The following is a 24,914-nucleotide window of genomic DNA, read 5'->3' as shown; positions in this document are numbered from 1 at the left end:
GCGTGGACAAAAGTCAAACCGGCCGCTTCGCGTCCTGCGCACCGGGGCGGCGTTGTGCGGGAACGATGATGCGCGGACAGGGGAGGGGTCTGGTGGGTACAATGCCGCAAACGCGTTGAGGGGAGATGCGAATGGATCGCATGGAGTCCGAACAGGAAGGTGCCGAGCGTACGCACGGCACGGCAAAGAGGCTTGCGGCTCTGTTGGTTGAAAACCGCGTGCTCGTGCTGGTGCTCGTATGCCTCGCGGTCTTCATGCTGCTGCTTGCGGAGGTGCTCGAAGGCGAGCTCATGCGCATCGACGCGCTCGCGCGCTGGCTGATCGTGGAGCACCTGCGCGCAGACTGGCTCACGCCCATCATGGAGGCCTTCTCGGCCTTGGCGACACCGATGGTCATTGTCGCCATGCTGCTGGAGATCGCGGCGTTCGCGCCGGGCAAGCGCCCCGGATGGTGCTGCGCGCTCAATGTCGGCCTGGTCGCATTGCTGAACCTCGGCATCAAGGCGCTCGTGCAGAGACCGCGGCCCGAGGGCATCAACCTCGTGGTCGAGCATGGGTTCAGCTTCCCCTCGGGGCACTCCATGGCGGCGTGCGCGTTTTTCGGGCTGCTCGTATGGCTGGTCTGGCATTACGAGGACGACAGGCGCCGTCGCATGCTGTTCTCGGCGGTCTTCTCCCTCATCATTCTCATGATCGGAATCAGCCGAATCTACCTGGGCGTGCATTACGCGTCCGACGTGATCGGCGGGTTTTGCGCCTCGCTGATCTGGCTTGTGTTCTACACGCGCATCGCCGTGCCGCTGTTCTTGGGTCCGACGCCGACGAGGAGAAAGGTGGAGCGGTCGGCGCGAGGAGAGCGTCCTTAGCCATACGCACGAAGCGCGGCCTCTGGCGATTGTTGCGGGGGAGTTGACGTGCGTTTGGTGCCGCGCTGAGGTCAGATTTCGGGGCCCATATGCGCACGGTGGAAAACCGCACCGCAAAACCCCAGGAACGAGGGGGTCAATGGCTCTTGAAAATGAATTTGGTATCAAATCGGGAAGTACAGATGGAAAACGGCCATATCTGACAAGCCTGTGACCTGCGGTTTCTTTGTTCGGTCGATTCCGTGGCCCCGGGAGGGGCCCTCGATCCGCCCCCATGCGGCCCTTCTAGACCACGAATTGATACCAAATTCAAAACGAGGCGCCCCCGCACTGTAATAAAACCTTTTACCAAGGTGCGGTTTCACACACGGGCGGATACGACGGCCTCCCCGCGCGTTTTCGGGGCGCGTGGCGCGAAAGATAGCGATCAGTGTTTTCCTACAGCCCCGCAGGCCACCTGCACGCCTTCAGGTCGACATGCGTCTCGTCGCGGAAGACGACCCCTTCGTCTTCAAGGAGGGCGCGCTGGACCTCAGGGCCGCCGAACGCGAACCCCTCGCAGATGCGCCCGTCGGCAAAGACCACGCGGTGGCAGGGGATCTCGCCCGGACGGGGATTCGAATGCAGGGCGTAGCCGACGTAGCGCGCGCGACGCGGCTCACCGATGAGGCGGGCGATCTGCCCGTAGGTCGCCACGAAGCCCACGGGAATCTGCTCGACTGCCTCGTAGACGCGTGCGAAGAATCCGTCTCGCTCCATATCCGGCTCCTTTCCATCCAGGCTGCACGAGAATTGTCCCACATCGTCGGTCCCCACACATGGTTATCCAAGGCTAACTTATGAAGAGGATATGGAGAGCATCTTCGTCATGGACTTCAGCCGGGCAGTTTACTATAGTTAACTCAACGACGGAGCAGATACAGGCGATGAAAAATAATCTCTCCGCCGGGTTTGATTGCATCCCTCCCCTCTGTGCGATCAACGTTGTACATGAAAGCGCCCCGCCATCCAAGTCGATGGTGGGGCGCTTTCATGTATCGGGTGCGTGCGGTTATCGGGCGTGCGCCTGCACGTGGCGGGCGAAGCTCTCCCACGACCAGTCGTCTGAGTCTTCGGGAAGCTTGTCGGGGGAGACGGCGCGGAAGAAGCAGGCGGGAACCTCGTGCTGGCGCAGGTTCTTGGCGACGCACGGTGCGCAGCCCCGGTCGTGGTTTGCGGGATGGCAGGCGCATGCGTGGTCGGTGCAGGTGCAAAACGGCGGGATGGACGGCATGGTTCCTCCTCGAGGTCGCGGTCAGGATATGCGGCGCAGCAGCTCCGGAAAGGCCCCATCGTCGGCCGTGGCGTCGAGGATGAGGTCGCAGGCGGGGCGGATGTCGTCCGAGGCGTTCGCCACCCCCACGCCCAGGCCCGCCGCCCGGATCATGGCCAGGTCGTTCGCGGAATCGCCCACGCCGACGGTTTCGGCCATATCGATGCCGAGCATGGCGGCGAGGTGGGCGAGGCCCGTCCCCTTGTTGACGCCGTGGGGGACGAACTCCACGTAGCGGTTCGAGGAGTGCGTGATATCGACGAGTTCGGGATCGAGCGAGGGGCGGAGCTGCTCGCCCAGGCGCTTGACGGCGTCGAAATCGGGGTCCATGAAGATGATCTTGGGGAACTCCTCGTCTCCCGCCATCGCGAGGGCGTCCTGGTCGTCGCCGAGCTCCTCGATGCCGGCGAGGTTGGCGATGTAGCCGCGCTCGAGCTCGTTCAGAAACTGCGTGAAGATGCGGCCGCTTTCGGTGTAGACGTGCATGCAGATGCGGTGCTCGATGGCGTAGCGGTACAGCTGCTCGAGGCTCGCGCGGTCCATCACCGTGCGCAGAAGCGGGCGATCGTCGCCGTAGCGGTTGATGAAGCCGCCGTTGTAGGAGATGACGTAGCTGCCCTGCAGCAGCGCGGGGTCGATACCGGACAGGCTGTCCATGATGGAGGAGTAGGGGCGGCCCGAGCTCGGGACGAAGAGCACGCCCATCTCGCGCATGCGGGCGAGCGCCTCGAGGTTCGCCGGCGGCACGCGGTGCCCCTCGCCGAGAAACGTCTCGTCCATGTCGCTTGCGATAAGCCGGTACATCGGCTGCTCCTTCAACCTCTCGATCCTGACGGGATGCATCGCGGACCCCGCCATGAAGAGGCGTCCATGACGGGGTCCGAAGCCGGTGCCTGCAGGTGCGCTAGTACACCATGCCCATGGCCTCGCGCACCTCGGCGAGTGTCGCCTCGGCGATCTCGTTGGCGCGGCGGTTGCCCTCGGCGAGCACGTCCTTCACGTAGCCGAGATCGTTCTCGAACTCGTGGCGACGCTCGCGGATGGGGGCGAAGTAGCTGTTCACGGCCTCGGTCACGTACTTCTTGAGCTGACCGGAGCCGCCCATGCCGATCTCGGCGGCGATCTCGACCTCGGAGCGGCCGGTGCAGATGGCGGCCGTGGACAGCAGGCCCGAGACGCCGGGGCGGTTCTCGGGGTCGAACGTGATCATGCGCTCGGAGTCGGTCTGGCTCTTCTTGATGCGCTTCGCCGTCTCCTCGGCCGTCATGGAGATGGAGATGGCGTTGCCGTAGGACTTGCTCATCTTGCGCCCGTCGAGACCGGGCAGAAGCGGCGTGTCGGACAGCAGGGCGTCGACCTCGGGGAAGACGCGCCCGTAGCGGTTGTTGAAGCGGCGGGCGATGAGGCGGGTGAGCTCGATGTGGGGCAGCTGGTCGCGACCGACCGGCACGACGTTGCCCTTGCAGAACAGGATGTCGCAGGCCTGGTGCACCGGGTAGGTGAGCAGAAGGCCGGTCAGTTCGTGGCCCGAGGCCTCCATCTCCGCCTTGACCGTGGGGTTGCGCTGCAGCTCGGCCTCGGACACAAGCGAGAGGAAGGGCAGCAGGAGCTGGTTGCACGCCGGCACGGCGGAGTGCGCGTAGATCATCGTCTTGTCGGGATCGATGCCGCAGGCGAGGTAGTCCATGACCATGTTGTAGACGTTGTCCTGGATGTGCTCGGTGGTGTCGCGGTCGGTGATGACCTGGTAGTCGGCGATCAGCACGTTCGTGTTGACGCCCATGTTCTGGAGCTCGACGCGGCCCTTGAGCGTGCCGAAGTAGTGGCCCAGGTGCAGGCGGCCGGTCGGCCGGTCGCCGGTCAGCATGGTGTAGTTCTGGGGGTGCTGCGCGAGGTCCGCGCTGATCTGGTTGCTGCGCTCGAGGGCGGTCTCGTAGCTGCGTTCGTTGGGCATGTGTGATCTCCTAGCGTTTGTTGTCACGATTCGGCTTGTTCGGATGGAAGACCTTCCCGAGGTTCTCGCGGTACTGCTCGCGGTGCTCGCGCTTGAGTTCGCGCTGCGACTGCTCCTCTTCGGCGAACGCGGGGTCGTCGGGAGTGACGATCTCATCCTGGTGGGTTTTGGGGTTGTAGTGGTGGCGCAGCACCGGTTCGAACAGGTGCAGGCGCATGGCGAAGGCGATGGAGCAGACGAGTAGCACGATGAAGATGACGATGCGCAGCTCGATGCCGACCTGGTTGATGGCGGCGGCGCCCAGCGACAGCAGGATGCACCACAGGTAGATGAGCAGCACCGCCTGGCGCTGGTCGTAACCCTCCTCGATGAGCCTGTGGTGGATGTGGCCCTTGTCGGCCTGGCCGATGCTGACGTGCGCGCGCATGCGGCGGATGATCGCCGAGAACGTGTCGATGATGGGCACGCCCGCGACGATGAGCGGGATGATGAGCGAGGTCAGGGCCGCGGTGCGCGACACGTTGAGCAGCGAGATGGTGCCCAGCGCGAAACCGAGCAGCAGCGCGCCCGAATCGCCGAGAAAGATGCTTGCCGGGTGGAAGTTGTAGCGCAAAAACGCGAAGCAGCTGCCCATGAGGGCGATGGCGAGCGCCGCGGCGTCGACGCGGCCGGCCAGCACGGCGAACGAGAACATGGAGATCGCGGCGATGGCGGAGATGCCCGTGGCGAGTCCGTCGAGGCCGTCGACCAGGTTGATGATGTTGCTGTACGCGATGAGGTAGATCACCGTGATGGGGTAGGAGAGCCACCCGAGCTGGATGTAGTCGGTTCCGAACGGGTTGACGACCGAGTTGATGGCCACGCCGCTCGCGACGGCGCAGATGGCGGCGACGAGCTGGCCTGCGAGCTTTGCGCGCGGGCGCAGCTGGACGACGTCGTCGACCGCGCCGGTCAGAAAGATCAGCAGAAACGACACGCCGAGCAGGGGATAGTTGATGCTCATGCTCGGGTGCGGGATCAGCACGGGCGGCCAGTGGAAGTACCACGTGCCGATGAGCTGGACGATGAGGGCGGCGACGAGCCCGAGGAGCACCGCGACGCCCCCCATGCGGGGGATGGGCGTCTTGTTGATGCGGCGCTTGGAGGGATAGTCGACGGCGTTCAAGCGGATCGCCAGGCGCCGTGCGAGCGGTACGCAGGCATAGGTGGTGATAAAGGCCGCCGCGGCCACACAGATATATGGAATGAAGAACTCCATGGACAAGGCGAAACCACCGTTTGCGGACGAAAAATGGTCAGAACTCAAGACATGATACCGGAGTTTCATTCCATGACCTACCCGGATGGCCGGTCAACACCGTCATACCATGATGGTGCTATTTGGGTCGGTGCCGTCAGTGCAAATCGGGGACGTACCTGTTGCGTGCATGCATGCGCGCAACAGGTACGTCCCCGATTTGCACTGCGCCCGATAACGACCCCGTCCCAAAAGCGCCGCCGCACGGTTTATCATAGGCACCATGTAGGTATCCCGAATGCGTACGGCAAAGGAGCATGCAGTATGGCGGAGCGCAGGGAGAATCCCCGTAAGGCGGCGCGCGCGGACGCGGCGAAAAAGCACATCGAGCAGATGGCCGCGCGCTATGCGAAGGAAATCGAGCAGGCGCAGCAGGGAACGGTGCGCTACGACGGCGTCCCGGCCCACGAGGTCGAAGAGGGGCGCGTTCCCCAGGTGAGCGTCGTCGACGCCGATGCCGTCGCCGTCATCTTGGAAAACGGCCGCGGACGTGCCGCCTTCTGCGATCTCGCGGTCCTCGATTTCGCCTCGTTCGTGAACCCCGCCGGCGGCTTCTCGCGCGGTGCGGCCGGTCAGGAGCAGTCGCTGTGCCGCGAGTCCTATCTGGGCAACGTCCTCGAGACGTTCGGAGACTGGTACGCCGAGAACCGTCGCCGCAACCTCAACTGCGAACTGTACCGCAACCGCGCGCTGGTGGTTCCCGCCGTGCGCTTCGGCCGCGGCAAGATCCACGCCTACGCCGACGTGGTCGTGGCGGCCGCCCCGAACGCGCGCCGCGCCCGCTCGGAGTACAAGGTCTCCGATGAGGTCCTTGCGGACGCCATGCGTGACCGCATCCGCTTCGTACTCGACCTCATCGACGCGCGCGGAATCAAGAAGGCTGTGCTCGGTGCGTACGGCTGCGGCGCCTTCGGCTGGGACGCGAGCGCGGTCGCCGAGATGTTCCGCGCGGAGCTCGCCTCGGGCGCCCATGCGCTCGAGGAGGTCTGGTTCGCCATCCCCAAGACCCGCTACGACGACAACCTCCCGCGCTTCGAGCACGCCTTCGCCTGCTTCCCCGAGCAAAACGGCGAGTCCTACTCCGACATGCAGGCCGCCCGCGCCAAGGCCGCGGCGGATGCTGCGGCGGAGGCGGCCGCCGAGGAGGAGGACGACTGGAGGAAGTACCTGTAATGGCGCGGCGGGTCCCCTCGTTCGCCAAGGTGCCCGAGGCGCTCGGGGCCCACATCGATGCCGAGGAGCTGCTCGACCTGTTCGCCGAGGGCGACGCGCAGGTGGGCAACACGGCGTTTGTAGGACTCGAGCTTTCCTACGAGGACGCGGGGTCGGCGACGTTCGATACCGTGGCGTTTCGCGGCTGTACGTTCGACGGCGTCGATTTCAGCGGGTGCACGTTTCGCGATGTGCGCTTCCAGGGCTGCCGGTTCATCCGGTTCTCCATGGACCGGGCGTGGCTCAACCGCTGCGATATGGTTGACTGCTCGGCACCGGGCCTGAGCCTTCTGCAGGCCCGGCTCGCCGGCGTCGCCGTCTCCTCGAGCGACCTGAGCTATGCGAACCTGTCCGAATGCACCGTCGATGTGCTGTGCATGCGCGCGGTGCGCCTGATCGAGGCGGCGATGCAGCGGACGCGCCTGAAGCGCGCGGAGTTCGACGGATGCGATCTGACGCGAATCGACGTGTTCGGCACGCCGCTTGCGGGCATCGACCTTTCGACCTGCGAGTTTGCCGCCCCGGTGCTCTCGAGCGACTTTCGCGAGCTGCGCGGCGCGAAGGTGAGCGTCGAACAGGCCCTCGCGCTCGTCGGCCTGCTGGGCGTGACGGTCGCGGACGACTAGGGGCAGCTGTCGCCGTGCCATCGGGGACGGGTTGAAACGAACCCGTCCCCATCCAACATTCGCGTTTTCTCGCGCGCCGTTAGCCGCGATGGCGCCACATATGGTCGACGGGACCCGAGCCGCGGCCCAGATCGAGGCCCGCGGCGAGGGCGCCGGTCAGATAGGCCTTCGCCTGCTCGACGGCATCGGAGAGCGTAAGGCCCTGCGCCAGCCCGCAGGCGATGGCGGACGACAGCGTGCACCCGGTGCCGTGCGTGTTCTCGGTCTCGATGCGCTCGTGCGTGAACCAGGTGATACGCGGTTCCACTGTGCCCATGGGTTCGGCGAGCACGTCGTTGGCGTCGGCGACGCCGTGGCCGCCCTTGACGAGGACGGCGCAGCCGAAGCGCTCGACGAGCTCGCATGCCGCCGCCTGCTGCTCGTCGGCATCGGAGATCGACCTGCCGGCGAGGGCGGTCGCCTCCGGTATGTTGGGCGTGATCACGCGCGCGAGCGGCAGCAGCCTGCCCGTGAGCGCCGTCGAGGCGTCTTCGTTGATGAGGCGCGCGCCCGACGTGGCGACCATGACGGGGTCGACGACGATATTCTCGGCGCGCCAGCGCTCAAGACGCTGCGCGATTGTCTCGATGATGGCGGCCGACGACACCATGCCGATCTTCACCGCTGCGGGCGGGATGTCCTCGAACACCGCGTCGATCTGCTCGCCGACGAACTCGGGCGTCGCCTCGAGCACGCCGCGGACGCCCGTGGTGTTCTGCGCGGTAAGCGCTGTGATGGCGGTCTCGGCGAACAGCCCGTGGGCGGCGATCGTCTTGATGTCCGCCTGGATGCCGGCGCCGCCGCTCGAATCCGAGCCGGCGATAGACAGCACGACGGGAACGCGGAACGTGTCCATCGTCAACCTCCTTCTCGTTGCGCCATTTGGGATTGGCGCAGATGGATCCTTTGCCGCTAGCGTGCGAGGGCCATGCGGGAGAGCTTGTCGGCAAGCTCGCGCGTGTCCCTCTCGATATCCTCGGCGGCGAAGATCGCAGAAACCACGGCGGCGCCGGCGGCGCCGGTCCCGTCGAGGATGTCGATCGTGCTCAGGTGCAGCCCGCCGATGCCGACGACGGGAATCTTTACGGCGCGGCAGATGCGCGCGAGCTCCTCGCGGGTCACGTCGACGGCGTCGGGCTTGGTGGGCGTGGGGATGAGCGCGCCCACGCCGAGGTAGTCGGCGCCCGCTCGCTCGGCGGCGACCGCCTGCTCCACGGTCTGCGCGGAGACGCCGACGATGGCGTCGGGGCCGAGGATGCGGCGAGCCTCGGCGCATGCCGTGTCGGATTGGCCGACATGCACGCCGTCGGCGCCGACGAGCCGCGCCGCTTCGACGTCGTCGTCGATCAAGAACGGGACTCGCGCCTCGCGGCAGATGGGGAGGATCGTCTTCGCTTCCTCCACGAGCTCGTCGGTCGACATGTGCTTCTCGCGCAGCTGGACGAAGGTCGCGCCTCCCGCGAGCGCCTCGCGCACGCACGAGGCGAGCGTGCGGCCGTGCAGCCAGGCGGAGTCCGTCACGGCATACAGCAGCATGCCGCGACGGATATCTTCCGGCGTCCAGGGACCGCGCTGGGCGGCCGGCATTACAGCTCCTCGATCTTGGCGCCGGCCATGAGCTGGTCGGCGGACATATTGCAGATGGCGTCGAGCAGGTAGGTGCGGAAGCTGCCGTTGCCGTCGGCGGGTGTCATGCGCGCCGCGGCGACCTCTCCGGCAAGGCCGTGGCCCGCGATGGCGGCGACGGTCGCGCCGAAGACATCGTCGGGGTTGGCGACAGCGTATGCGGCAGCGACGCAGGTGAGCATGCAGCCGGTGCCGGTGATCTTGCCCATGGTCGCCACGCCGTTGCGGATGGCGACCGCGCGGTCCGCGGAGGCGACGATGTCGATGGCGCCCGTGATGGCCACGACAGCGCCGAGCTTGGCGGCGAGGCTGCGGGCGAAATCGGCGCTCGCGGCGAGGTTGTCCTCGGTCACGGCGTCATCGGGATTGACGTCCACGCCGCGGGTCGCTGCGGCGGAGCCGGCGATGGTCTTGATTTCGCTCATGTTGCCGCGCACGACCGTGACGGGCAGCGTGTCGATGAGCTCCGCCGCCGTCTCGGTGCGCAGCTTGGATGCGCCGGCGCCCACGGGGTCGAGCACGATCGCGTGGCCCAGCTCGCCCGCGCGCTTGCCGGCCACGCGCATGCCCTCGATGCTGCGCTGATTGAGCGTGCCGATGTTCAGCACGAGGCCGCCGCAGATCGAGGTGATGTCCTCCACGTCATCGGGCTCGTCGCTCATGATGGGGGAGCCTCCGCACGCGAGCAGCGCGTTGGCGCAGTCGTTGACCGTCACGTAGTTGGTGATGCAGTGCACGAGCGGCACGGTGGTGCGAACGTTGTCGAGTGCACGGCCGAGTTCTGCCATGTCCATGGTGCTATTCCTTTCTGAGATGAGGACGGGGCCCTGCCCGGTCCTCCATGTGAGTTTTCCGTTCGGGAGCGTCGGTCAGCTCATTCATGAATGAACAGGGGTGTCAAATAAACTAATCCTGCGCAAACGTTGATTCGGCCCCCGTACATTCATGAATCAATCCGTATTCCCCTGGGCGTCGAGATCGATCGTCGTACCCTCGAACACCTTGTTGACCGTGCGCACGGCGCACATCTTGCCGCACATGGTGCAGGTGCCCTCGGTGGAGGCGGGGGAGGCCTCGTAGCGCGCCTTCGACGTCACCGGGTCGAGCGCATAGGTCCACATCTCGTCCCAGGCAAGGCGCCGGCGGGCATCTCCCATGCGGTTGTCGACATCCTTCGCGCCGGGCACGCCCTTGGCGATATCGGCGGCATGCGCGGCGATCTTCGTGGCGATGAGGCCGTCGAGCACATCCTGCGCGTTCGGCAGGCACAGGTGCTCGGCGGGCGTGACATAGCACAGGAAGTCTGCGCCGGCGCTCGCCGAGATGGCGCCGCCGATCGCGGCGGTGATGTGGTCGTAGCCGACGCCGATGTCGGTCACGAGCGGGCCGAGCACGTAGTAGGGCGCGTTGTGGCACAGGCTCTTCTCGAGCGTCACGTTGGCCTCGATCTCGTTGATGGGCATGTGCCCGGGGCCCTCGATCATGACCTGGACGCCGGCGTCCCATGCGCGCTTGGTGAGCTTGCCCAGCTCGATCATCTCGGCGGTCTCCACGGCGTCGTTCGCATCGTAGAGGCAGCCCGGGCGGCACGAGTCGCCGAGCGAGATGGTGACGTCGTACTCATGGCAGATCTTCAGGATCTCATCGTAGTACTCGAAGAAGGGGTTCTCGTTGCCAGTGACCTCCATCCAGCCGAACAGCAGCGAGCCTCCGCGGCTCACGATGTTCATGAGGCGGCCGGTCTCCTTGAAGGTCTTGATGACGCTCTTGTTGATGCCGCAGTGGATGGTGAGGAAGTCCACGCCGTCCTCGGCGTGTGCGCGCGTGACCTCGAGCAGGTCGTCGACGGTCAGCTCGACCAAGGGCTTTTCCATGTAGCCGATGGCGTCGTACATGGGGACGGTGCCCACCATGAGCGGCGTCTCGCGCACGAGCTGCTGGCGGAAAAAGCGCGTCTTGCCGGAGTTGGAGAGGTCCATGATGGCGTCGGCGCCGAACTTCTCGGCGGTGCGCACCTTCTCCCACTCGACATCGGCGTCGGCGACATCGCCGGAGATACCGAGGTTGACGTTCACCTTGGTGGAGAGGCCGGCTCCGACGCCGCGGGGCTCGAGGCCCATGTCGAGGTGGCGGATGTTCGCCGGAATGGCGATGCGGCCCGCCGCCACGCCCGCGCGGATGAACTCCGGATCGCGGTGTTCCCGCTCGGCGACGGCGCGCATGGCGTCGGTGATGATGCCCGCCCGCGCGTAGTCGAGCTGCGTGACAAGATTGGCAGTGTTGGGTGCGTTCATACGCATGCTCCCTTCGTTGGCATTACCCATATCAGGTTCCTCGGGTCGGGACGGGCACGTCCCCTCTCAGCCTGCCGTGGTGTCCTGCAAGCTCCCCGTGATATGCGATTGTGCGGCGCCTTCCGCACGGGTCGGCGCTCTGCTGCATTCCAGTATAGTGCGGAGCGCGGTGGTGGGTGTCGGGAATGTAGGCGATAATGGACATGCGACTTCGATGGCGCGAGGGGCGCGGGGGAGGCGAGACGCCGATGGATTGGAACCGAGACGGGCACGTGAGCATAGGCGAGGGTGCCGTGAGCGAGATGCTCATCAACGAGCTGTCGGGATCCGACGGCGGCGCGCCGCGCGATTCCGGAGGTTGCGGATGCGGCTGCCTGCTGGTGTTTCTCGTGGTTTGTCTTGTGCTCGTGCTCTTTGTGCTCCTGGGCAGCAGGTAAGGTCTGTTGCCGGTCGAAGCGCCGACGCGGGCAGTCGCTGTGGCAGAAAGATACAGTCACATCAAACGGACTGGGTTGGTTGGGGACGGGTTCGTTCCAACCCGTGCCTGACGTCGCGACGGTTTCTGCGGGAAGCTCGGGCGAAAAATGCATACCGATTCAGACGAAACGTAGAACACCGAGGTGAACGCCTATATCGTTTTGGCCGTTATGTAAATCATCCCCGCCGTTCCCGCAGAATCCGTCGCGACGCTTTCTGCGGGAAGGCGTCGCACCGTCTGCGGGGCCCCGGCTGGGCGTGCACCGGGGACGTGCCCTCCGCATGCGCTCTTGGACGCTGGGGACACCCCTTCGGCGCGCATGCTTGCACGAGCCCCCAGTATCCACGATGGTCTAGCAGAGGTTATTGTTTTGGGCGGCCGATAAGGGGGTTTGTTGGTCGAAGCTCCATGTCTGCGGCCGCCGCGACCTCCTTCAGGGCCGTTCGGCGCAAGGGCTCTCGTGTTCACCATCGCCGCATTTCACAGGGACAGGCAGGAATCTATACTCAAGCCAGATGACGGATCGGTCGGGTTTCGCTCCGAGGGATGGTGGGGGCATGGTAGACATTCAGATGGCTCTGGGGCTGGATGAGGTCAAAGAGTGCATTCGCGCTGCGGTTTTCCGTCTGGGCTCTTCGGTCGAGATCGCGGGGAAGGTGGAGCGCGATGAAGGGCTTTACGTGCTCGTTATCGAGAAGTTCTACCTGCGGACGTCGAGTTACGCCAGCCTGACGATCGTGGCCACGGGCGATGATGCGGCCTCGCGTGTCACGGCGATCGCGTCGGGTTCCGGTGATGGGCTTCTCAACTTGAGCTACGGCGTCAAGAAGCACCTGGAGCAGGATTTCCTGGAAGAGATGGAGTCATGCAGCCGGTAGCTCGTAGTTCGAGGGCACATTCCACCTTTTCTTGATGTCGCATCAAGCGCGTTTCATGAATACCAGCGTGCTGCCGTCTTCGGATGAGAGCTCCGGTGCGTAGGCATAGCCTATGTCGAAGCGGACCAGGTCCTCTGCTCGCTCTATGCCGTGTTCGGCCATCCAACGGACCATCGAGCCACGTGCAATCTTGCTCGCCGTTGCGCGCTGCACGGGCTTGCCGGCGCGTAGGTCCTCGCCGAAGATGCAGGTCACAGCTTGTGAACCTGCCGGAAGATGGGGCAGTGCCGCCTTGGCGTACTCGACGCTCGCCAGGTTCACCACGCATGTGGGGCCATCAGCGCAAATCACCTGCGCCAGCCGGTCGCCCCAGAAGGCATAAAGGTCGCGCGTATCGTCGACGGAGAGTTTCGCACCCATCTCCAGGCGGTAGGGCTGCACGGCGTCGAATGGACGAACGCAGCCGTATAGGCCCGAAAGAACCCAGAGATGAGCCTGCAGCCATTCGAGCTCGGGAAAGCCCATGACCTCCGGCGCCATGCTGCGGTACTGGATGCCTATATATGAAAAGATGGCAGGGGATATGGTCCGGGCGACGGCAGGATCATCAAGCGCCTCCTCGTGGGATACGGGCTCGAATTCGTGCAGGCGCTCGATGTTCTCGGCGAGGAGCTTGTCGTTCACGCGCCAAAGGCGCTTGAGCCCCTCGGCGCCCTGCGTGCGCTCGATGTCGCGCAGCTCGCGCACGAGCCGTTCCGTGCGTTCGGGAAACGGCGGGATGCCGCGCGGCGTAAACGTGTCGGCGGCGACGCGCATCTGCTTGGCGGGGGAGATGATGACCTGCAGCATGGGCTCTCCTGGGGTAGCGAACAACATGGGGGACGGTGGGGATGCGATTCCCGCGCATCCCGATGATATCCGATGGAATGGATCGGGCGGGCCTCCTTTGAGCGAGCGTCCCTGTTTTATCTTTTCGGAATCATGGTCAATTTACCCATCGAACCGGGACTGCACCATCTGTGCGTATATATACAATATTAATTACTACAAGCCTATTGAAGAACGGCCAAGGCCCCTTTCCCGCTCTTTGGGAAAAGGCACCCTAAGCGCGCGAGGAAAACACGTATTATATTGTCTCTTTTGTGTCGCGGATCGTTTCTGCCGAGCCGGCTCCCGCAATCCAGCATTCATTTCCCGGTTCGATGGGTAAATTGACCACGATCGGGAATCTATACCGAATAAGCGCGGCGCGCCCCTCGCAGACATGCGGATTGAAATGCACGAAAAGGCGCGCGGGCCTGCCGGATGGCAAGACCGCGCGCCTCGTGCTGTTGAGCGGGGTGCGTTACGCGCGCTCGATGAACGCCTTGTAGCCCTTGTAGGCTTCGTAGACGTCGGCCTTGTTCGTGACCTCCCACAGGGAGTGCATGGACAGGACCGCCACGCCGGAGTCGATGACGTCCATGCCGTACTCGGCGAGGATGAAAGCGATCGTGCCGCCGCCGCCCGCGCCGATGCGGCCGAGCTCGCAGGTCTGGAAGTCGACGCCGGCCTCGTCCATGATGGTGCGGACGAGCGCCATGTACTCGGCGTCGGCGTCGTTGGAGCCGGATTTTCCGCGGCTGCCGGTGTACTTGTTGAAGCACAGGCCGTGACCCATGATGGCCGCGTTCTTCTTCTCGAAGCGGTCGGCGTAGAGCTGATCGAAGCCGGCGGACACGTCGGAGGACAGCATGCGGGAGTTGGCCAGGCAGCGACGGAGCGCCAGCGGGCCGGTCTCGCCGACGAGCTCCATGATCTCGGCCATGGTGTTCTCGAAGAAGCGGCTGGTCATGCCGGAGGCGCCAACCGAGCCGATCTCCTCCTTGTCGACAAGCAGGCACACGCTCGTGCGCTCGACCTGCTCGACGTCGAGCAGGGCGGCAAGCGAGGTGTAGGCGCACACGCGGTCGTCCTGGCCGTAGCCCAGGATCATGGAGCGGTCGAGGCCCATCTCGCGGGCAGCGCCGGCGGGCACGACCTCGAGCTCGGCGGACAGCAGGTCCTCCTCCTCGATGCCGTACTTGTCGGACAGGATGTCGACCAGCATCTGCTTGACGGGCTCCTTCGGAGCGTCGTCGCCCTCGATCACCACGGGGCGTCCGCCGATGATGACATCGAGGTTCTCATGGTCGACAGCCTCGGCGGCGGACTTCTTCATCTGGTCGGAAGCCAGGTGGATCAGCAGGTCGGAGATGCAGAACACGGGATCGGAGGCGTCCTCGCCGACGCAGACCTCGACCGTGGTGCCGTCCTTCTTGCACACGACGCCGTGCAGCGCCAGCGGGGTGGCGACCCAGTGGTAGGCCTTCACGCCGCCGTAGTAGTGCGTGTCGAGGTAGGCCATGTCGCCGGCCTCGTACAGCGGGTTCTGCTTGATGTCCAGACGCGGCGAGTCGATGTGCGCGCCCAGGATGTTCACGCCCTGCTCGAGCGGCGCGGTGCCGATGTTGGCGAGCATGATGGTCTTGTTGTGGCAGACGGCATAGACCTTGTCGCCGGCGGAGAGCTTGCGGCCCTCGGCCGTCACCTGGTCAAGATCGACGTAGCCCGCAGCCTCGGCAAGCTTGACGCTCGCGCGCACGCACTCGCGCTCGGTCTTGTTCTCGCTGATGAAGGCGCGGTACTCGCCACAGAGCTTTTCGAGCTCGGCAAGATCCGCCTCACCGTACTTCTTCCATGCGTTCGGACGCTCCATAAGGGATGCCTCCTCGTTCCGTTACCGATAATTCCGCAGGGAATGGTAGCACGGTATTCCTAGTGGTGACATAGGCTTTGTGTGGAGGGGGCGGGTTCGAGGCCTGTTCAGCTAAGCGAGGGCGAATCGACGTGCCCGGGTGCCCTGCAAACGGGCGGCAAGAGATCGAAGCGGGTTGTTGGCGAAGGATGCTTCATGCTTTAAATCGCTCAGCTGCAGGGTGCTACAGATTGCGCACGGCATTACGGAGTCCGTCTCCGTCCGCACGATGCACTTGCGCATGCACGGGCTAAGCTCGCTTGTTTTTGGCGTATGCTTGATGACGATGGGCCCGTTTATCATTCGCTTGGTAGCGCCCCCTACCTTGAGGTTGTATGCAGGAGGAGGGCTAGCGCCTGACCCCTTGTGCCCAGGCAATGTGAACTCGCGATCGGGGAGGGACCGCCATAATTGGAGGTATGCGGTAAGCATCGCGACGGCGCCAATCTGATTCTAAGCACAAATTGCGAGGAAATGGGAAGGCATCCCAACACATTTTCAGCCTGGGCCTATCGAAAGTGGCTTATCGGAGTCAAGTCTTTTGCGGATCTGGGCAAATGTCCACGCAGGTGAGTACACTCTTCCTAACTAGAAGGGAAGGAGGCTCATGTTCGATAGCGTAAACGGAAACGGCGGCTTCATTCATCATCTGGAAGACGAGGGTGCCCCATGTCAGTGTAGAAGTCTGAGTCCGGGCTTGTCGGCGGTACGGTCTCAATGGCTTTGAGCGCGGACGTTGTCCTCGAGAGTGGCGTGCTCTGCGACAGAATGCGTTCAGAGTTGCTTCCTGATGGCGAGTAAGGGAGTGCATCCGGTGAAAGCATCCGAGTACAACGATGTGAAATTGACTTACGACATGTCGGCTCTCGACAACCTCTACAAGCCGGGCTTCGATTATCTCGTCTTCACCGTTGCCGGCTCGAACGGTCATGAAGACAGTTTGATAACAGACTGGAAGGGTGAAGGCAGGTATGTCAGAAACGGCAACGGCCGTATGGTCCTTGTGGACCCTGATTTTCGGCTGCCGGGAACTCCCATCCGGATTACCAGAATGCTGCGCAACCTCTTTTGGTATGGCGAGGTGGATAACGCCATGATGCTCAGGAGGGCCGAAGGAGGAGCTTCTGGCTGTTCTCTTCATTTCGAGGAAGCCTACATGAAGACTTACCGTCTTGACTTGGAATATGATCTGGACGGACGACCTCGTGTGCCGTCTGATTGGGACGACGAGCCGTTCTGCTGACGGCATCGCCTGCTCGTGAGAACCAATTTCTGACAGTCAAGAACTTAGGTGATTGTTTGCAGTAGCCAATCGCAAAATCCCAGATGAATGGCGTAGCCGTAACTTCCGTCTCAACCATTTTGCATCGGCGGGTTTCCAATATGGGTTTCTGCTTAACATAATCCGCAGGTCAGCTGCGTGCTGTTATCACCCAAGTTCTAGACTGTTAGAAACCAATTATCTCAAGGCAAAACTGCAAGACGACGCAAGCGCTGCGGTACGCCCCCAATTCGTTCATGGAGTACTGGGGATTCTGGAAATGATGATTAGAGTTGTGACTTATAGGCCGAGGTAACTCAGCAAATCGTCATTCGGTGGATAATAAGAGTCTCTGCTGGCAATGTGATACCTTGTTTCAAATTTGGGGCAATCGAATAAATGGGAGATGTCGTTGGGGACATCAACATCCGAATTGCCCTCTGTTTCGCCCATAGCCTTCCAATAAGTACCGATTTTTCGTGCGAAGACGAGATTGGATAGATAGAGGGCTGAGAGGGCGTCAAGTGCGTGTCGAAGGCTACCTTGCTCAAAGTTTTTCGAGTGATTGTGTTTCACCTCGTTATGGGCTTTCCACCATGCAGGAGCGTTGCCATCTTCTATTTCAGCGAGTGGTCGGCGAGCGCCCAAATCAACCCCGCGCTTCAAGACAACCGTCTGGTTCTGGTCGAACTCGCTGTCAGCGACTATTGCATGAATATAGTCCTTGATGAGCGGTTTCCCTCCTCCGAATTCCTCAACGTACATTTGCTTCATAAGAGCTTCGAAAAGCTCACAACTGGAGAGGAGGGATCTGATGAGTTTCTCTGAGCTTGTAGATAGATTGCTGGGGCGAAGTGCGACATATTCCAAGATTGTGAGGAAGTCTTCTTCGCACATGGTATATGGGAGCCAGTGGTGTTCCAAATATTCTGACCGCGTGAGCATAGGCGCTCCTTGCTATGGAATCGAACGAGGAATGACATTTTCGCTCAACGATAACAAATCGAACGAATTGTTTTACTGGAATTGTATTGCTCTGGTTCCTTTTCGGATTGATTGAAGTTCGGTTGGCTTTTGTTTCTGAGCAATATGTCCCCTTTGCTTGGATAAACACGATAATTGCGGGGGGGGGGTCTTCTTCTCGTTAGTTTGATGCAGAAACTAGTCCCATCAATAGCTCTAGAGTGCACCACGACGAGCGCCAACAGCTGTACATCGCCTGGGTCCAGTTGCCCGGCTCCGGAACAATTCTCCTTTTGAGTATGGCAAAGAAAAGCTCAACCAGATGTTGTCGTAGCAGCCCACACGGTCTTTCGGCAGCCACATCTATTTCGAGGTTGCTCAATTCGCCATGAGCGTGTTGCTGCTGACCGTTGTCGAAGCTTTCCTGAAGTCTACAGAATAGGGTCTTTTGAGGGGCTTGTACCTAATCGACCGACTGCAAACTTGGGTAGGCTAGAGCTTATCAGCGATGTTTGTTTGGCTGCGATTCGCAATAGCGGGTATACTTAATATGCCCTGTACATAGGTGCAGGGGTACGGTACTGCCGTCAATATCAGAAACGATGCAATTGCAACGTTCCAGACATTGTCGGCGCACTCGCCTGCTTGCGGGTTGAGGGATGCTTGAATTGCTATGGTAATCACGGTGTCCTCCAATTCTATTCTGGCATAGGCGAGCACTAGCTTTGGGCGGCACCTGAAGGTTGATAGTCAACCGGTGAAGCCTGTCCGGTGAGGTAAGCCGCCTATCTGTGATCCGGGCAGGTTGACCCAGAAAGTGGCTTTTCGTGCACAACTCGAAGCGCATCCCGGATGCTGATCGGAAAAAAGGATATATCCACTTCGATAATCGAGTGACTTACAACCAAGTTGCAAGATTGGTTGAAGATCCCGACTTTATCAAAAAGCATGCCTTTTATCCGTTAATCAGCACATCCATCAAATCGACCATGTTTCGCACGGTGTCGGATTCTAATCAGGAAAAATGCAAGGTAGAAAAGGAACGTCCAATAGCTTATGCCGCGCATATCGACCATCGTATCTATCAGTATTATGGACTTCTCTGGTCAGATAGATATGAGGTAGCTTTAGAGAGGGATCGGCTGTCCGAGGCTATTGTGGCATATCGTCCAGGAAAGCATTTGAGCAACGTTACGGGAGCTGCAAAGGCGATCGACTATATTCGTAGTCTAGGGGGAGATGCCATAATCCTGACCGGAGATTTTAGTGACTTCTTCTCGAGTTTGGACCACGAATATCTCAAAAGAGCCGTGAGGTCCCTTTTTGACGACGGTAGGCTTCCAGATGATCACTATAAAGTTCTTATGAGTGTGATTAGGTACTCGTGCTGGCCGCTTGAGGAACTATTGAAAATACGCGGCTTGGATTATTCCTCAGAGAAGCAGATCAGAAAATCTATGTGGATACTCAATAAGTCTCAAAAACACATTCTTTCAAAGTCAGAGTTTAGAGAGAACAAGGATCGCTGTATAGAGAAACATTGGAAGGAGGAGCCGCGAGGTATTCCTCAAGGTCTTGCGGTAAGCGGAGTTCTCTCGAATATCTATATGCTCGAAACTGACTCGGCAATAGCCAATTGCCTTGGTGAATGCGGAGGATTTTATTCTCGGTATTGTGATGATTTCATCGTTGTATTACCTTGGGACAAACGCAGCTGCATAACCAGAGTGGTCAACATCTTGAAACAAGTTCCAGGCGTTACCCTTCATCCAGAAAAGTGCCGTCTTTTTCGTATGGTGGGAAAAACTGTTTACTCGGTAGTGGACGACGCCGATTATGGATTGGGGAAGGAAACCCCATATTTCGTATCTCGGGTTTGACTTTGATGGGCGTGTCGTAACTCTTCGTGCGAGAACTACTGGCAGGTTTTTCAATCGATACTACCGTAGCATGAGGCGGATTTGGAGACGAAGAAAAGCGGCAACTAAAAGACAAATTTGGTCTATATACAGGCGTTTTACAGAGAAGGGGAATTGCCCAAAAACATCCTTTGGGAATCGGAACTTTCTTTCGTATGTCTCTCGTGCGCAGGACGCGTTTCCAAATGATCCAATAGACAAGCCATTTGAGGATATGTTTCGACGGATCCGAAGAGACCTTCTTCGATAAAGGAGAAAGGGACCGAGAGGCCAAATCATTAGCGGCGCGCATACATCGCCATCCACATCCCTCCGGTCCTCGTATCCGCTTTCCGCGCCACCGCCTGAGCAAGGCCTCCATTCACTCGCCCTACCTCACCTCAAGGGAGCAGTGCGAAAGCAGCCGGTCCTCATCGATGATGGTGATGGCGCCGCGCCGCGTGTCGATGGCGCCCTCCTCGCGCAGCTGCGCGAGGAGGCGGGCGACGCTCACTCGGTTGAGCAGAAGGATCTCAGCGAGTTCTTCCTGCGAAAAGGCGATGCGCTGCAAGCCCGATTTGTCCGGAGCCGCATCGCGGGCGAGCAGGTACAGCAGGTTGCAGAGCTTCACGAGCGCGCGATGGTGGCTCTGGTGGGCGCTCTCGAAGATGAGAAGGTTGATGTAGCGGGCATAGCTCTCGAGCATCGCTTGCGAAAAATCGGGGCTTCGCTGCAACAGTCTCTGCATCTGCTCGATGTTGAACTCCAGGGCGGTGACGGGTGTTACTGCCGTCGTGACGAGCGAGAGCTCGATGGTGAACTGCGATTGGTGGCACCCGGGAAACACGCTGTTCGGCCCGTGGAAGTAGATGGTCTTCTTGGTGCCGTCCTCGTCGTGCAGGGCGGTTTTGATGATGCCGCGCTCGATGTAGTAGACACGCTCAATGTACTCGCCGGGCATCCAGAGCGTTTCTCCCGCGCCGAACGCGCAGAGCTTGTGGGGGAGCGCCTCGAGCTGTTCGCGAAACTCCGAGAAGTCATTGCGGTAGAGGCAGCGCGGGGTGATCACGGCGAATCCTTTCGACAGGGATAATTGTACTGTTTCCATCCTATGTAGCCTAGGCGACAGACGGGAACCCCCTGTGCGCGCGATAGTGTCCGCAACGCGAAAAGGGCCTGCATACAGGCCGTATGCTACAGAAAGGCGGAGCAGGGATGTTCACGACCTACGGGGATCTGCTCAAACCGGCGGCCATCGGCTCGATGCGGCTTAAGAACGGCATCTGCATGGCGCCGATGGATTACCGTATCGAATACCCTCGAGCGCACATCGAGCAGGTGCGCGAGGCTGTGGCCGATGGCGTCGAGGTGCTTGGCTGCTCCATGTGGGGCGCGATTGACCTGGTGGCGAACATGACGCTCTCGATCGAGACGCTACGGAAAAGAGCTTCGGCTGGTATCAGCATGTGATCGCGTCAAACGGCGCAGAGCTATAAGGACGATTGCGCGGTGGGGCGGTTCAACTCGGCCGTCCCATCGTGCGAGAGGACGCAACGATATTGACGAAGGAGCGACCATGAAACATCAGTGCAAAGTGACGGTGCTCGAGACAAAATGCTCCCCCGAGCTCCAAGAGCGCTATCTGGCCGATCCGGCGAGCGGGCCGTGCCCGTGCTTTGCGCCCGGCCAAGAGTATCTGTTCTCGCGCGAGGACGGCAAGGACGACTTCTGGCATTTCGGGCGCGACCTCGACCCCAAGTTCCCCTGCGCCGAGGCATGGGACTGCATCAGCCGCTACATCTACACGGCCCTGCAGGGCGGCTCGATCATGCACGGCTGGACGAACGACGACCGGATGATGATCGCCTGCTGCAACGACGGGACGCGACCGGTGATATTCAAGATCGAGCGCATCGACATTTCCGAGTCGGATGCCGAGCGTTCATGGCTCGCCACGCAAGATTTCTCGAACACTGCGGAGGACGCGTGCACGGGAGCGTGATCCGCAGACGACTGTGCCCGGTTTCCCCTGCAGCCCCGAAGCGCAGGGCGGGCGGTTTCGAGTTTTTTGGGATGCAGGTGGGGACTCATGCATACGGGGCCGGCCGGTGCGCTGAGGGATTTGCAGGGGCCCTTGGCACACCGGCCGGCCCCGTATGCGTAGTTCCGTAGATGCCGTCTTCCGATTCCCCAGATTGCCTTTTGGGCGTTGAGTGGAGGCTCCGGCCCTAAGAATTGCTGAAAAATCGACGTTGTAGACGGCTTGTTTCCGGATGCCCCGAAAAACGCACTTCCCGTAAAGGCGCTACCTGCGGAAATGCCGGCTCTGCAGGTGCCGTTTCGGGCGGGTCCGGATTTGAGCCGTCTACAACGTCGATTTTTCAGCAATTATGCCGCTCGCAGTCTCCACTGTTGCCAACGTGCGCCGCCAAGCTCGACTGCACGCGCGAAGCTGCACCTCGCCGCGATGCCCTCGCGCAGTTGATGTGTATCGCAGCGCCCTTGCGTCTCTTCCCGTGGCGTGTACTCTCGCGGACGGGTAGACTTGACCCAGTTCGCAAACGAGAGGATGACTTATGCCCGATACCCGCCGCACGTTTGCCGTCATCGACGGCAACTCGCTGATGCACCGCGCGTTCCACGCCGTGCCGCCCACCATGAATGCGCCGGACGGCCGCCCCACGAACGCCATCTTCGGCTTCCTCAACATGTTCCTCAAGATGATCGACGCATTCCATCCGGACGGCGTGGCGGTGGCCTTCGACCGCGGCAAGCCGCGCGTGCGCATGGAGATGCTCCCGCAGTACAAGGCCCAGCGCCCGCCCATGGATCCGGACCTGCGCCAGCAGTTCCCCATGATCAAGGAGCTCCTGTCCAAGCTGTCGGTGCCCATCCTCGAGGCCGAGGGCTGGGAGGGCGACGACATCCTGGGCACGCTTGCGCGCACGGGCGAGGCGGCCGGCTGCGACATGTACCTCATCACCGGCGACCGCGACATGTACCAGCTCTCCACCGAGCACGTGAAGATCGTCGGCACCAAGAAGGGCCTCTCCGACGTCCAGATCATGACGCCCGAGTCGGTCGAGGATCTCTACCACGGCATCACGCCCGAGCTCGTGCCCGATTTCTACGGCCTCAAGGGCGACACCTCCGACAACATCCCCGGCGTGCCGGGCATCGGCCCCAAGAAGGCGAGCGCCCTCATCGCGCAGTACGGCTCGCTCGACGAGGTCATCGCGCACGCCGATGAGGTCAAGGGGAAGATGGGCGAGAACCTGCGCGCGCACATCGACGACGCGCTGCTTTCGCGCAAGGTGGCGACCATCCAGACGAACGCGCCGGTCGAGCTCGATTTCGAGCACACGGCGTTTCCGGCTTACGATGCGTCCTCGGTCGCGGACGCCCTCGGCGAGCTGGGCATCAACGCCATGCAGAACCGCTTCCTCGCGCTAATCGGCGGCGAGGGCGCGCCCGAGGCGGCCGCTTCGACCCTCGATATCCCCGACGCCCTGCATGCCTACGCCGCGACGGGCGAGGACGTCGAGCAGGCCGCCCGCGAGCTCGCGCGGGCCATCGAGGCGGGGGAGTGGATCGCCGCGGTGCTCGACGACGACCGCGAGGCGGGGGCCCTGTTCGGCCTCACGCACACGCTGTGGGTCGCTGCCCCCGATGCGCTGCTCGCCTTCGAGGAGCCCGACGGCGGCGCCTGCGACCTGCCGAAGGTCGACGGCTACGACTTCTCGCACGGCCTGATCGCGGGCGTGCTGCTCCGCTTGTTCGGCGAGGGGAAGGTCGTCTCCCCGGACGTGAAGGCGCTTATCCACGAGCTCGCCCCGGCCGATTCCTCCGTGCCCGCCCACATCGACGCCCTCGCGATCGATCCCGACCGGATCTTCGATACGGTCGTCGCCGCCTACCTGCTCGATTCGGCGCGCTCGTCGTTCGATGACGGGTACATCGCGGACGCGTACCTGAACGTGCAGCTTCCCGCTGCCGCGGGCGAAGACGGCGCCGCCGAGGGCGCCGTGCCCGCCGCCGCGCGCTCGGCGGTCCTTGCGCGCACGGCCCTCATGCCGCTTGCCGAGTCGCTCGACCGCCAGGGCGCCGCGCGCGTGTTCACGCAGATCGAGATGCCTCTCATCCCGGTGCTCGCCGATATGGAGCGCACGGGCATGCGCCTTGACCCCGAGCGCCTGAGCGAGATGTCCGACAAGCTCGTCGGCCAGATCGATGAGCTCGCCGGGCGCATCCGCGCGCTCGCGGGCGACGACTCCTTCAACATCGCCAGCCCCATGCAGCTGTCGCACATCCTGTTCGACGTCATGGGCCTGCCCACCAAGGGTCTCAAGAAGACGCAGCGCGGCTACTATTCCACCAACGCGAAGGTGCTCGACGACCTCGCGCGCGACCACGAGATCGTTCGCCTGATCCTCGAATGGCGCGAGAAGACCAAGATCAAGTCCACCTATCTGGACACGCTCGGCCAGCAGCGTCGCGGGGACGGCCGCGTGCACACCACGTACAACCAGACCATCACCGCTACGGGCCGCCTGTCGTCGTCCAATCCTAACCTGCAGAACATCCCCACCCGCTCCGAGCTCGGGCACACCGTGAAGACGGCGTTCGCGGCAGGCGAGGGCGCGGTGTTCCTCGCGGTCGACTACAGCCAGATCGAGCTGCGTCTGCTCGCGCACCTCTCCGAAGACGAGCACCTGGTGCGCGCCTTCAACGAGGGGGAGGACTTTCACGCCGAGACCGCCGCGCGCGTGTTCGGCGTGCCGGTCGAGGAGGTCACGCCTCAGCTGCGCAGCCGCGCCAAGGCCGTGAACTTCGGCATCGTGTACGGCCAGCAGGCCTACGGCCTCTCGCAGTCGCTCGACATCCCCATGGCCGAGGCGCGCGAGATGATCGAGGCGTATTTCCGCGCGTATCCCGGCGTGCGCACCTACCTCGACCGCACCGTCGCAGAGGCCAAGCGCACGGGGTATGCCGAGACCATGTTCGGGCGCCGCCGGCCCATCCCCGAGCTCAAGATGCGCAACCCGGCACAGCGCTCGTTCGGCGAGCGCACGGCCATGAACCATCCCATGCAGGGCAGCGCCGCCGACATCATCAAGATCGCCATGGCGCGCGTCGCCCGCCGTCTTCACGACGAGGGCTTCGCCGCGCGCATGATCCTGCAGGTGCACGACGAACTCGATTTCGAGTGTCCCGTCGACGAGGTCGAGCGCCTGACCGCGATGGTCGTCGAGGAGATGGAGGGCGTCGTCAAGCTGCGCGTCCCTCTGATCGCCGAGGCGTCCACGGGTGTCACCTGGGCGGATGCCAAGTAGGAATCGACTGCCTGCAGGGCCGGCGGATCCCGTGCGATCCGCCGGCCCTCCCACGATATTCGGCGCCCTTGGCACCGCTGGTCGGGCGACTGCCCTATAAT

General features: G+C 62.3%; 23 protein-coding genes and 1 riboswitch. Of the genes, 10 read left to right on the top strand and 13 right to left on the bottom strand.

The window, feature by feature from the left end; genetic code table 11:
* Positions 1 to 131 precede the first annotated feature (131 nt).
* Positions 132 to 866, top strand: a complete 735-nt coding sequence (locus tag B5F74_RS09295; protein WP_087201889.1) for a phosphatase PAP2 family protein — start codon at positions 132 to 134, stop codon at positions 864 to 866.
* A gap of 438 nt (positions 867 to 1,304) precedes the next feature.
* Here B5F74_RS09295 and B5F74_RS09290 read toward each other — a convergent pair whose 3' ends face one another.
* The 5 genes from B5F74_RS09290 to B5F74_RS09270 form a co-directional block, all read right to left on the bottom strand.
* Positions 1,305 to 1,625 carry an MGMT family protein gene (locus B5F74_RS09290; RefSeq protein WP_087201887.1) on the bottom strand — a complete coding sequence of 107 codons (321 nt, stop codon included), beginning with the start codon at positions 1,623 to 1,625 and terminating at the stop codon, positions 1,305 to 1,307.
* A gap of 292 nt (positions 1,626 to 1,917) precedes the next feature.
* Positions 1,918 to 2,139 (bottom strand): DUF6485 family protein, encoded by a 222-nt coding sequence (locus B5F74_RS09285; RefSeq protein WP_087201885.1) that lies wholly within the window; start codon positions 2,137 to 2,139, stop codon positions 1,918 to 1,920.
* Positions 2,140 to 2,160: 21 nt separating this feature from the next.
* Positions 2,161 to 2,982, bottom strand: coding sequence for a Cof-type HAD-IIB family hydrolase (locus B5F74_RS09280; protein ID WP_087201883.1), 822 nt, complete (start codon positions 2,980 to 2,982; stop codon positions 2,161 to 2,163).
* A gap of 100 nt (positions 2,983 to 3,082) precedes the next feature.
* Positions 3,083 to 4,132, bottom strand: coding sequence for a tryptophan--tRNA ligase (gene trpS, locus B5F74_RS09275; protein WP_066833641.1), 1,050 nt, complete (start codon positions 4,130 to 4,132; stop codon positions 3,083 to 3,085).
* A 10-nt stretch (positions 4,133 to 4,142) separates the two neighbouring features.
* Entirely contained in the window at positions 4,143 to 5,390 is a 1,248-nt protein-coding gene (locus B5F74_RS09270) for an MraY family glycosyltransferase (protein ID WP_087201881.1), read from the bottom strand.
* 303 nt (positions 5,391 to 5,693) lie between these two features.
* Here B5F74_RS09270 and B5F74_RS09265 point away from each other — a divergent pair, with 303 nt between their 5' ends.
* Positions 5,694 to 6,602 carry a TIGR02452 family protein gene (locus B5F74_RS09265; protein WP_087201879.1) on the top strand — a complete coding sequence of 303 codons (909 nt, stop codon included), beginning with the start codon at positions 5,694 to 5,696 and terminating at the stop codon, positions 6,600 to 6,602.
* On the top strand, positions 6,602 to 7,267 hold the full coding sequence (locus B5F74_RS09260; protein WP_087201877.1) for a pentapeptide repeat-containing protein: 666 nt from the start codon (positions 6,602 to 6,604) through the stop codon (positions 7,265 to 7,267). The genes B5F74_RS09265 and B5F74_RS09260 overlap by 1 nt, the downstream gene beginning before the upstream one ends.
* Positions 7,268 to 7,346: 79 nt before the next feature.
* Here the strand turns inward: B5F74_RS09260 and thiD are convergent, their stop codons facing one another.
* From thiD to thiC, 4 genes are all read right to left on the bottom strand, one after another.
* Positions 7,347 to 8,162, bottom strand: a complete 816-nt coding sequence (thiD, locus tag B5F74_RS09255; protein ID WP_087201876.1) for a bifunctional hydroxymethylpyrimidine kinase/phosphomethylpyrimidine kinase — start codon at positions 8,160 to 8,162, stop codon at positions 7,347 to 7,349.
* Between the two features lie 56 nt (positions 8,163 to 8,218).
* Positions 8,219 to 8,893, bottom strand: coding sequence for a thiamine phosphate synthase (gene thiE / locus B5F74_RS09250; protein ID WP_087201874.1), 675 nt, complete (start codon positions 8,891 to 8,893; stop codon positions 8,219 to 8,221).
* On the bottom strand, positions 8,893 to 9,726 hold the full coding sequence (thiM, locus tag B5F74_RS09245) for a hydroxyethylthiazole kinase (RefSeq protein ID WP_087201872.1): 834 nt from the start codon (positions 9,724 to 9,726) through the stop codon (positions 8,893 to 8,895). Before thiM ends, thiE begins: the two co-directional genes overlap by 1 nt.
* A gap of 156 nt (positions 9,727 to 9,882) precedes the next feature.
* Positions 9,883 to 11,226: a phosphomethylpyrimidine synthase ThiC gene (gene thiC, locus B5F74_RS09240; RefSeq protein WP_143753841.1), complete on the bottom strand. Its 1,344-nt coding sequence runs from the start codon at positions 11,224 to 11,226 to the stop codon at positions 9,883 to 9,885.
* Positions 11,218 to 11,334, bottom strand: a riboswitch (TPP riboswitch). It overlaps the preceding gene by 9 nt.
* A 95-nt stretch (positions 11,335 to 11,429) precedes the next feature.
* Between thiC and B5F74_RS09235 the strand changes: the two genes are divergently transcribed.
* Both B5F74_RS09235 and B5F74_RS09230 read left to right on the top strand, forming a co-directional pair.
* On the top strand, positions 11,430 to 11,663 hold the full coding sequence (locus tag B5F74_RS09235) for a hypothetical protein (RefSeq protein ID WP_143753840.1): 234 nt from the start codon (positions 11,430 to 11,432) through the stop codon (positions 11,661 to 11,663).
* Between the two features lie 598 nt (positions 11,664 to 12,261).
* Positions 12,262 to 12,582 carry a DUF6054 family protein gene (locus B5F74_RS09230; RefSeq protein ID WP_087201866.1) on the top strand — a complete coding sequence of 107 codons (321 nt, stop codon included), beginning with the start codon at positions 12,262 to 12,264 and terminating at the stop codon, positions 12,580 to 12,582.
* A 42-nt stretch (positions 12,583 to 12,624) separates the two neighbouring features.
* Here B5F74_RS09230 and B5F74_RS09225 read toward each other — a convergent pair whose 3' ends face one another.
* Together B5F74_RS09225 and B5F74_RS09220 are read right to left on the bottom strand one after the other, a co-directional pair.
* A complete protein-coding gene (locus B5F74_RS09225) occupies positions 12,625 to 13,431 on the bottom strand; it encodes a YaaA family protein (RefSeq protein WP_087201864.1) in 807 nt (268 codons plus the stop codon).
* Between the two features lie 496 nt (positions 13,432 to 13,927).
* Entirely contained in the window at positions 13,928 to 15,319 is a 1,392-nt protein-coding gene (locus B5F74_RS09220) for an aminopeptidase (protein WP_087201862.1), read from the bottom strand.
* 853 nt (positions 15,320 to 16,172) lie between these two features.
* On the opposite strand from B5F74_RS09220, the gene B5F74_RS09215 reads away from it, so the two are divergent.
* Positions 16,173 to 16,601, top strand: coding sequence for a hypothetical protein (locus B5F74_RS09215; protein WP_087201860.1), 429 nt, complete (start codon positions 16,173 to 16,175; stop codon positions 16,599 to 16,601).
* Between the two features lie 318 nt (positions 16,602 to 16,919).
* Here B5F74_RS09215 and B5F74_RS09210 read toward each other — a convergent pair whose 3' ends face one another.
* Positions 16,920 to 17,564: a hypothetical protein gene (locus B5F74_RS09210; RefSeq protein ID WP_087201858.1), complete on the bottom strand. Its 645-nt coding sequence runs from the start codon at positions 17,562 to 17,564 to the stop codon at positions 16,920 to 16,922.
* A gap of 845 nt (positions 17,565 to 18,409) precedes the next feature.
* Here B5F74_RS09210 and B5F74_RS09205 point away from each other — a divergent pair.
* Positions 18,410 to 19,462: a reverse transcriptase domain-containing protein gene (locus B5F74_RS09205; RefSeq protein WP_143753839.1), complete on the top strand. Its 1,053-nt coding sequence runs from the start codon at positions 18,410 to 18,412 to the stop codon at positions 19,460 to 19,462.
* 409 nt (positions 19,463 to 19,871) lie between these two features.
* Here the strand turns inward: B5F74_RS09205 and B5F74_RS09200 are convergent, their stop codons facing one another.
* Positions 19,872 to 20,549 carry a Crp/Fnr family transcriptional regulator gene (locus B5F74_RS09200; RefSeq protein WP_158095736.1) on the bottom strand — a complete coding sequence of 226 codons (678 nt, stop codon included), beginning with the start codon at positions 20,547 to 20,549 and terminating at the stop codon, positions 19,872 to 19,874.
* 146 nt (positions 20,550 to 20,695) lie between these two features.
* On the opposite strand from B5F74_RS09200, the gene B5F74_RS09195 reads away from it, so the two are divergent.
* From B5F74_RS09195 to polA, 3 genes are all read left to right on the top strand, one after another.
* Positions 20,696 to 20,950, top strand: coding sequence for a family 1 glycosylhydrolase (locus B5F74_RS09195; protein ID WP_087201852.1), 255 nt, complete (start codon positions 20,696 to 20,698; stop codon positions 20,948 to 20,950).
* A gap of 106 nt (positions 20,951 to 21,056) precedes the next feature.
* Positions 21,057 to 21,482, top strand: a complete 426-nt coding sequence (locus B5F74_RS09190) for a TIGR04076 family protein (RefSeq protein ID WP_087201850.1) — start codon at positions 21,057 to 21,059, stop codon at positions 21,480 to 21,482.
* Positions 21,483 to 22,056: 574 nt separating this feature from the next.
* Positions 22,057 to 24,813 (top strand): DNA polymerase I, encoded by a 2,757-nt coding sequence (polA, locus tag B5F74_RS09185; protein ID WP_087201848.1) that lies wholly within the window; start codon positions 22,057 to 22,059, stop codon positions 24,811 to 24,813.
* Positions 24,814 to 24,914 lie beyond the last annotated feature (101 nt).

It is taken from the genome of Collinsella sp. An271, assembly GCF_002159695.1.
Lineage (GTDB): Bacteria > Actinomycetota > Coriobacteriia > Coriobacteriales > Coriobacteriaceae > Collinsella > Collinsella ihumii.
The sequence above is the reverse complement of the archived record's forward strand: the minus strand, read 5'-3'. Positions and strand labels throughout refer to the sequence as shown.

What these genes read in the sequence shown, in the direction of transcription:
- B5F74_RS09235 (WP_143753840.1), top strand. Translation starts at nt 11,430, where the DNA reads ATGCGACTTCGATGGCGCGAGGGGCGCGGGGGAGGCGAGACGCCGATG.
- B5F74_RS09290 (WP_087201887.1), bottom strand. Translation starts at nt 1,625, where the DNA reads ATGGAGCGAGACGGATTCTTCGCACGCGTCTACGAGGCAGTCGAGCAG.
- polA (WP_087201848.1), top strand. Translation starts at nt 22,057, where the DNA reads ATGCCCGATACCCGCCGCACGTTTGCCGTCATCGACGGCAACTCGCTG.
- B5F74_RS09195 (WP_087201852.1), top strand. Translation starts at nt 20,696, where the DNA reads ATGTTCACGACCTACGGGGATCTGCTCAAACCGGCGGCCATCGGCTCG.
- B5F74_RS09190 (WP_087201850.1), top strand. Translation starts at nt 21,057, where the DNA reads ATGAAACATCAGTGCAAAGTGACGGTGCTCGAGACAAAATGCTCCCCC.
- thiC (WP_143753841.1), bottom strand. Translation starts at nt 11,226, where the DNA reads ATGAACGCACCCAACACTGCCAATCTTGTCACGCAGCTCGACTACGCG.
- B5F74_RS09295 (WP_087201889.1), top strand. Translation starts at nt 132, where the DNA reads ATGGATCGCATGGAGTCCGAACAGGAAGGTGCCGAGCGTACGCACGGC.
- B5F74_RS09260 (WP_087201877.1), top strand. Translation starts at nt 6,602, where the DNA reads ATGGCGCGGCGGGTCCCCTCGTTCGCCAAGGTGCCCGAGGCGCTCGGG.
- trpS (WP_066833641.1), bottom strand. Translation starts at nt 4,132, where the DNA reads ATGCCCAACGAACGCAGCTACGAGACCGCCCTCGAGCGCAGCAACCAG.
- thiM (WP_087201872.1), bottom strand. Translation starts at nt 9,726, where the DNA reads ATGGACATGGCAGAACTCGGCCGTGCACTCGACAACGTTCGCACCACC.
- B5F74_RS09270 (WP_087201881.1), bottom strand. Translation starts at nt 5,390, where the DNA reads ATGGAGTTCTTCATTCCATATATCTGTGTGGCCGCGGCGGCCTTTATC.
- thiE (WP_087201874.1), bottom strand. Translation starts at nt 8,893, where the DNA reads ATGCCGGCCGCCCAGCGCGGTCCCTGGACGCCGGAAGATATCCGTCGC.
- B5F74_RS09210 (WP_087201858.1), bottom strand. Translation starts at nt 17,564, where the DNA reads ATGCTCACGCGGTCAGAATATTTGGAACACCACTGGCTCCCATATACC.
- B5F74_RS09225 (WP_087201864.1), bottom strand. Translation starts at nt 13,431, where the DNA reads ATGCTGCAGGTCATCATCTCCCCCGCCAAGCAGATGCGCGTCGCCGCC.
- B5F74_RS09230 (WP_087201866.1), top strand. Translation starts at nt 12,262, where the DNA reads ATGGTAGACATTCAGATGGCTCTGGGGCTGGATGAGGTCAAAGAGTGC.
- thiD (WP_087201876.1), bottom strand. Translation starts at nt 8,162, where the DNA reads ATGGACACGTTCCGCGTTCCCGTCGTGCTGTCTATCGCCGGCTCGGAT.
- B5F74_RS09285 (WP_087201885.1), bottom strand. Translation starts at nt 2,139, where the DNA reads ATGCCGTCCATCCCGCCGTTTTGCACCTGCACCGACCACGCATGCGCC.
- B5F74_RS09265 (WP_087201879.1), top strand. Translation starts at nt 5,694, where the DNA reads ATGGCGGAGCGCAGGGAGAATCCCCGTAAGGCGGCGCGCGCGGACGCG.
- B5F74_RS09280 (WP_087201883.1), bottom strand. Translation starts at nt 2,982, where the DNA reads ATGTACCGGCTTATCGCAAGCGACATGGACGAGACGTTTCTCGGCGAG.
- B5F74_RS09220 (WP_087201862.1), bottom strand. Translation starts at nt 15,319, where the DNA reads ATGGAGCGTCCGAACGCATGGAAGAAGTACGGTGAGGCGGATCTTGCC.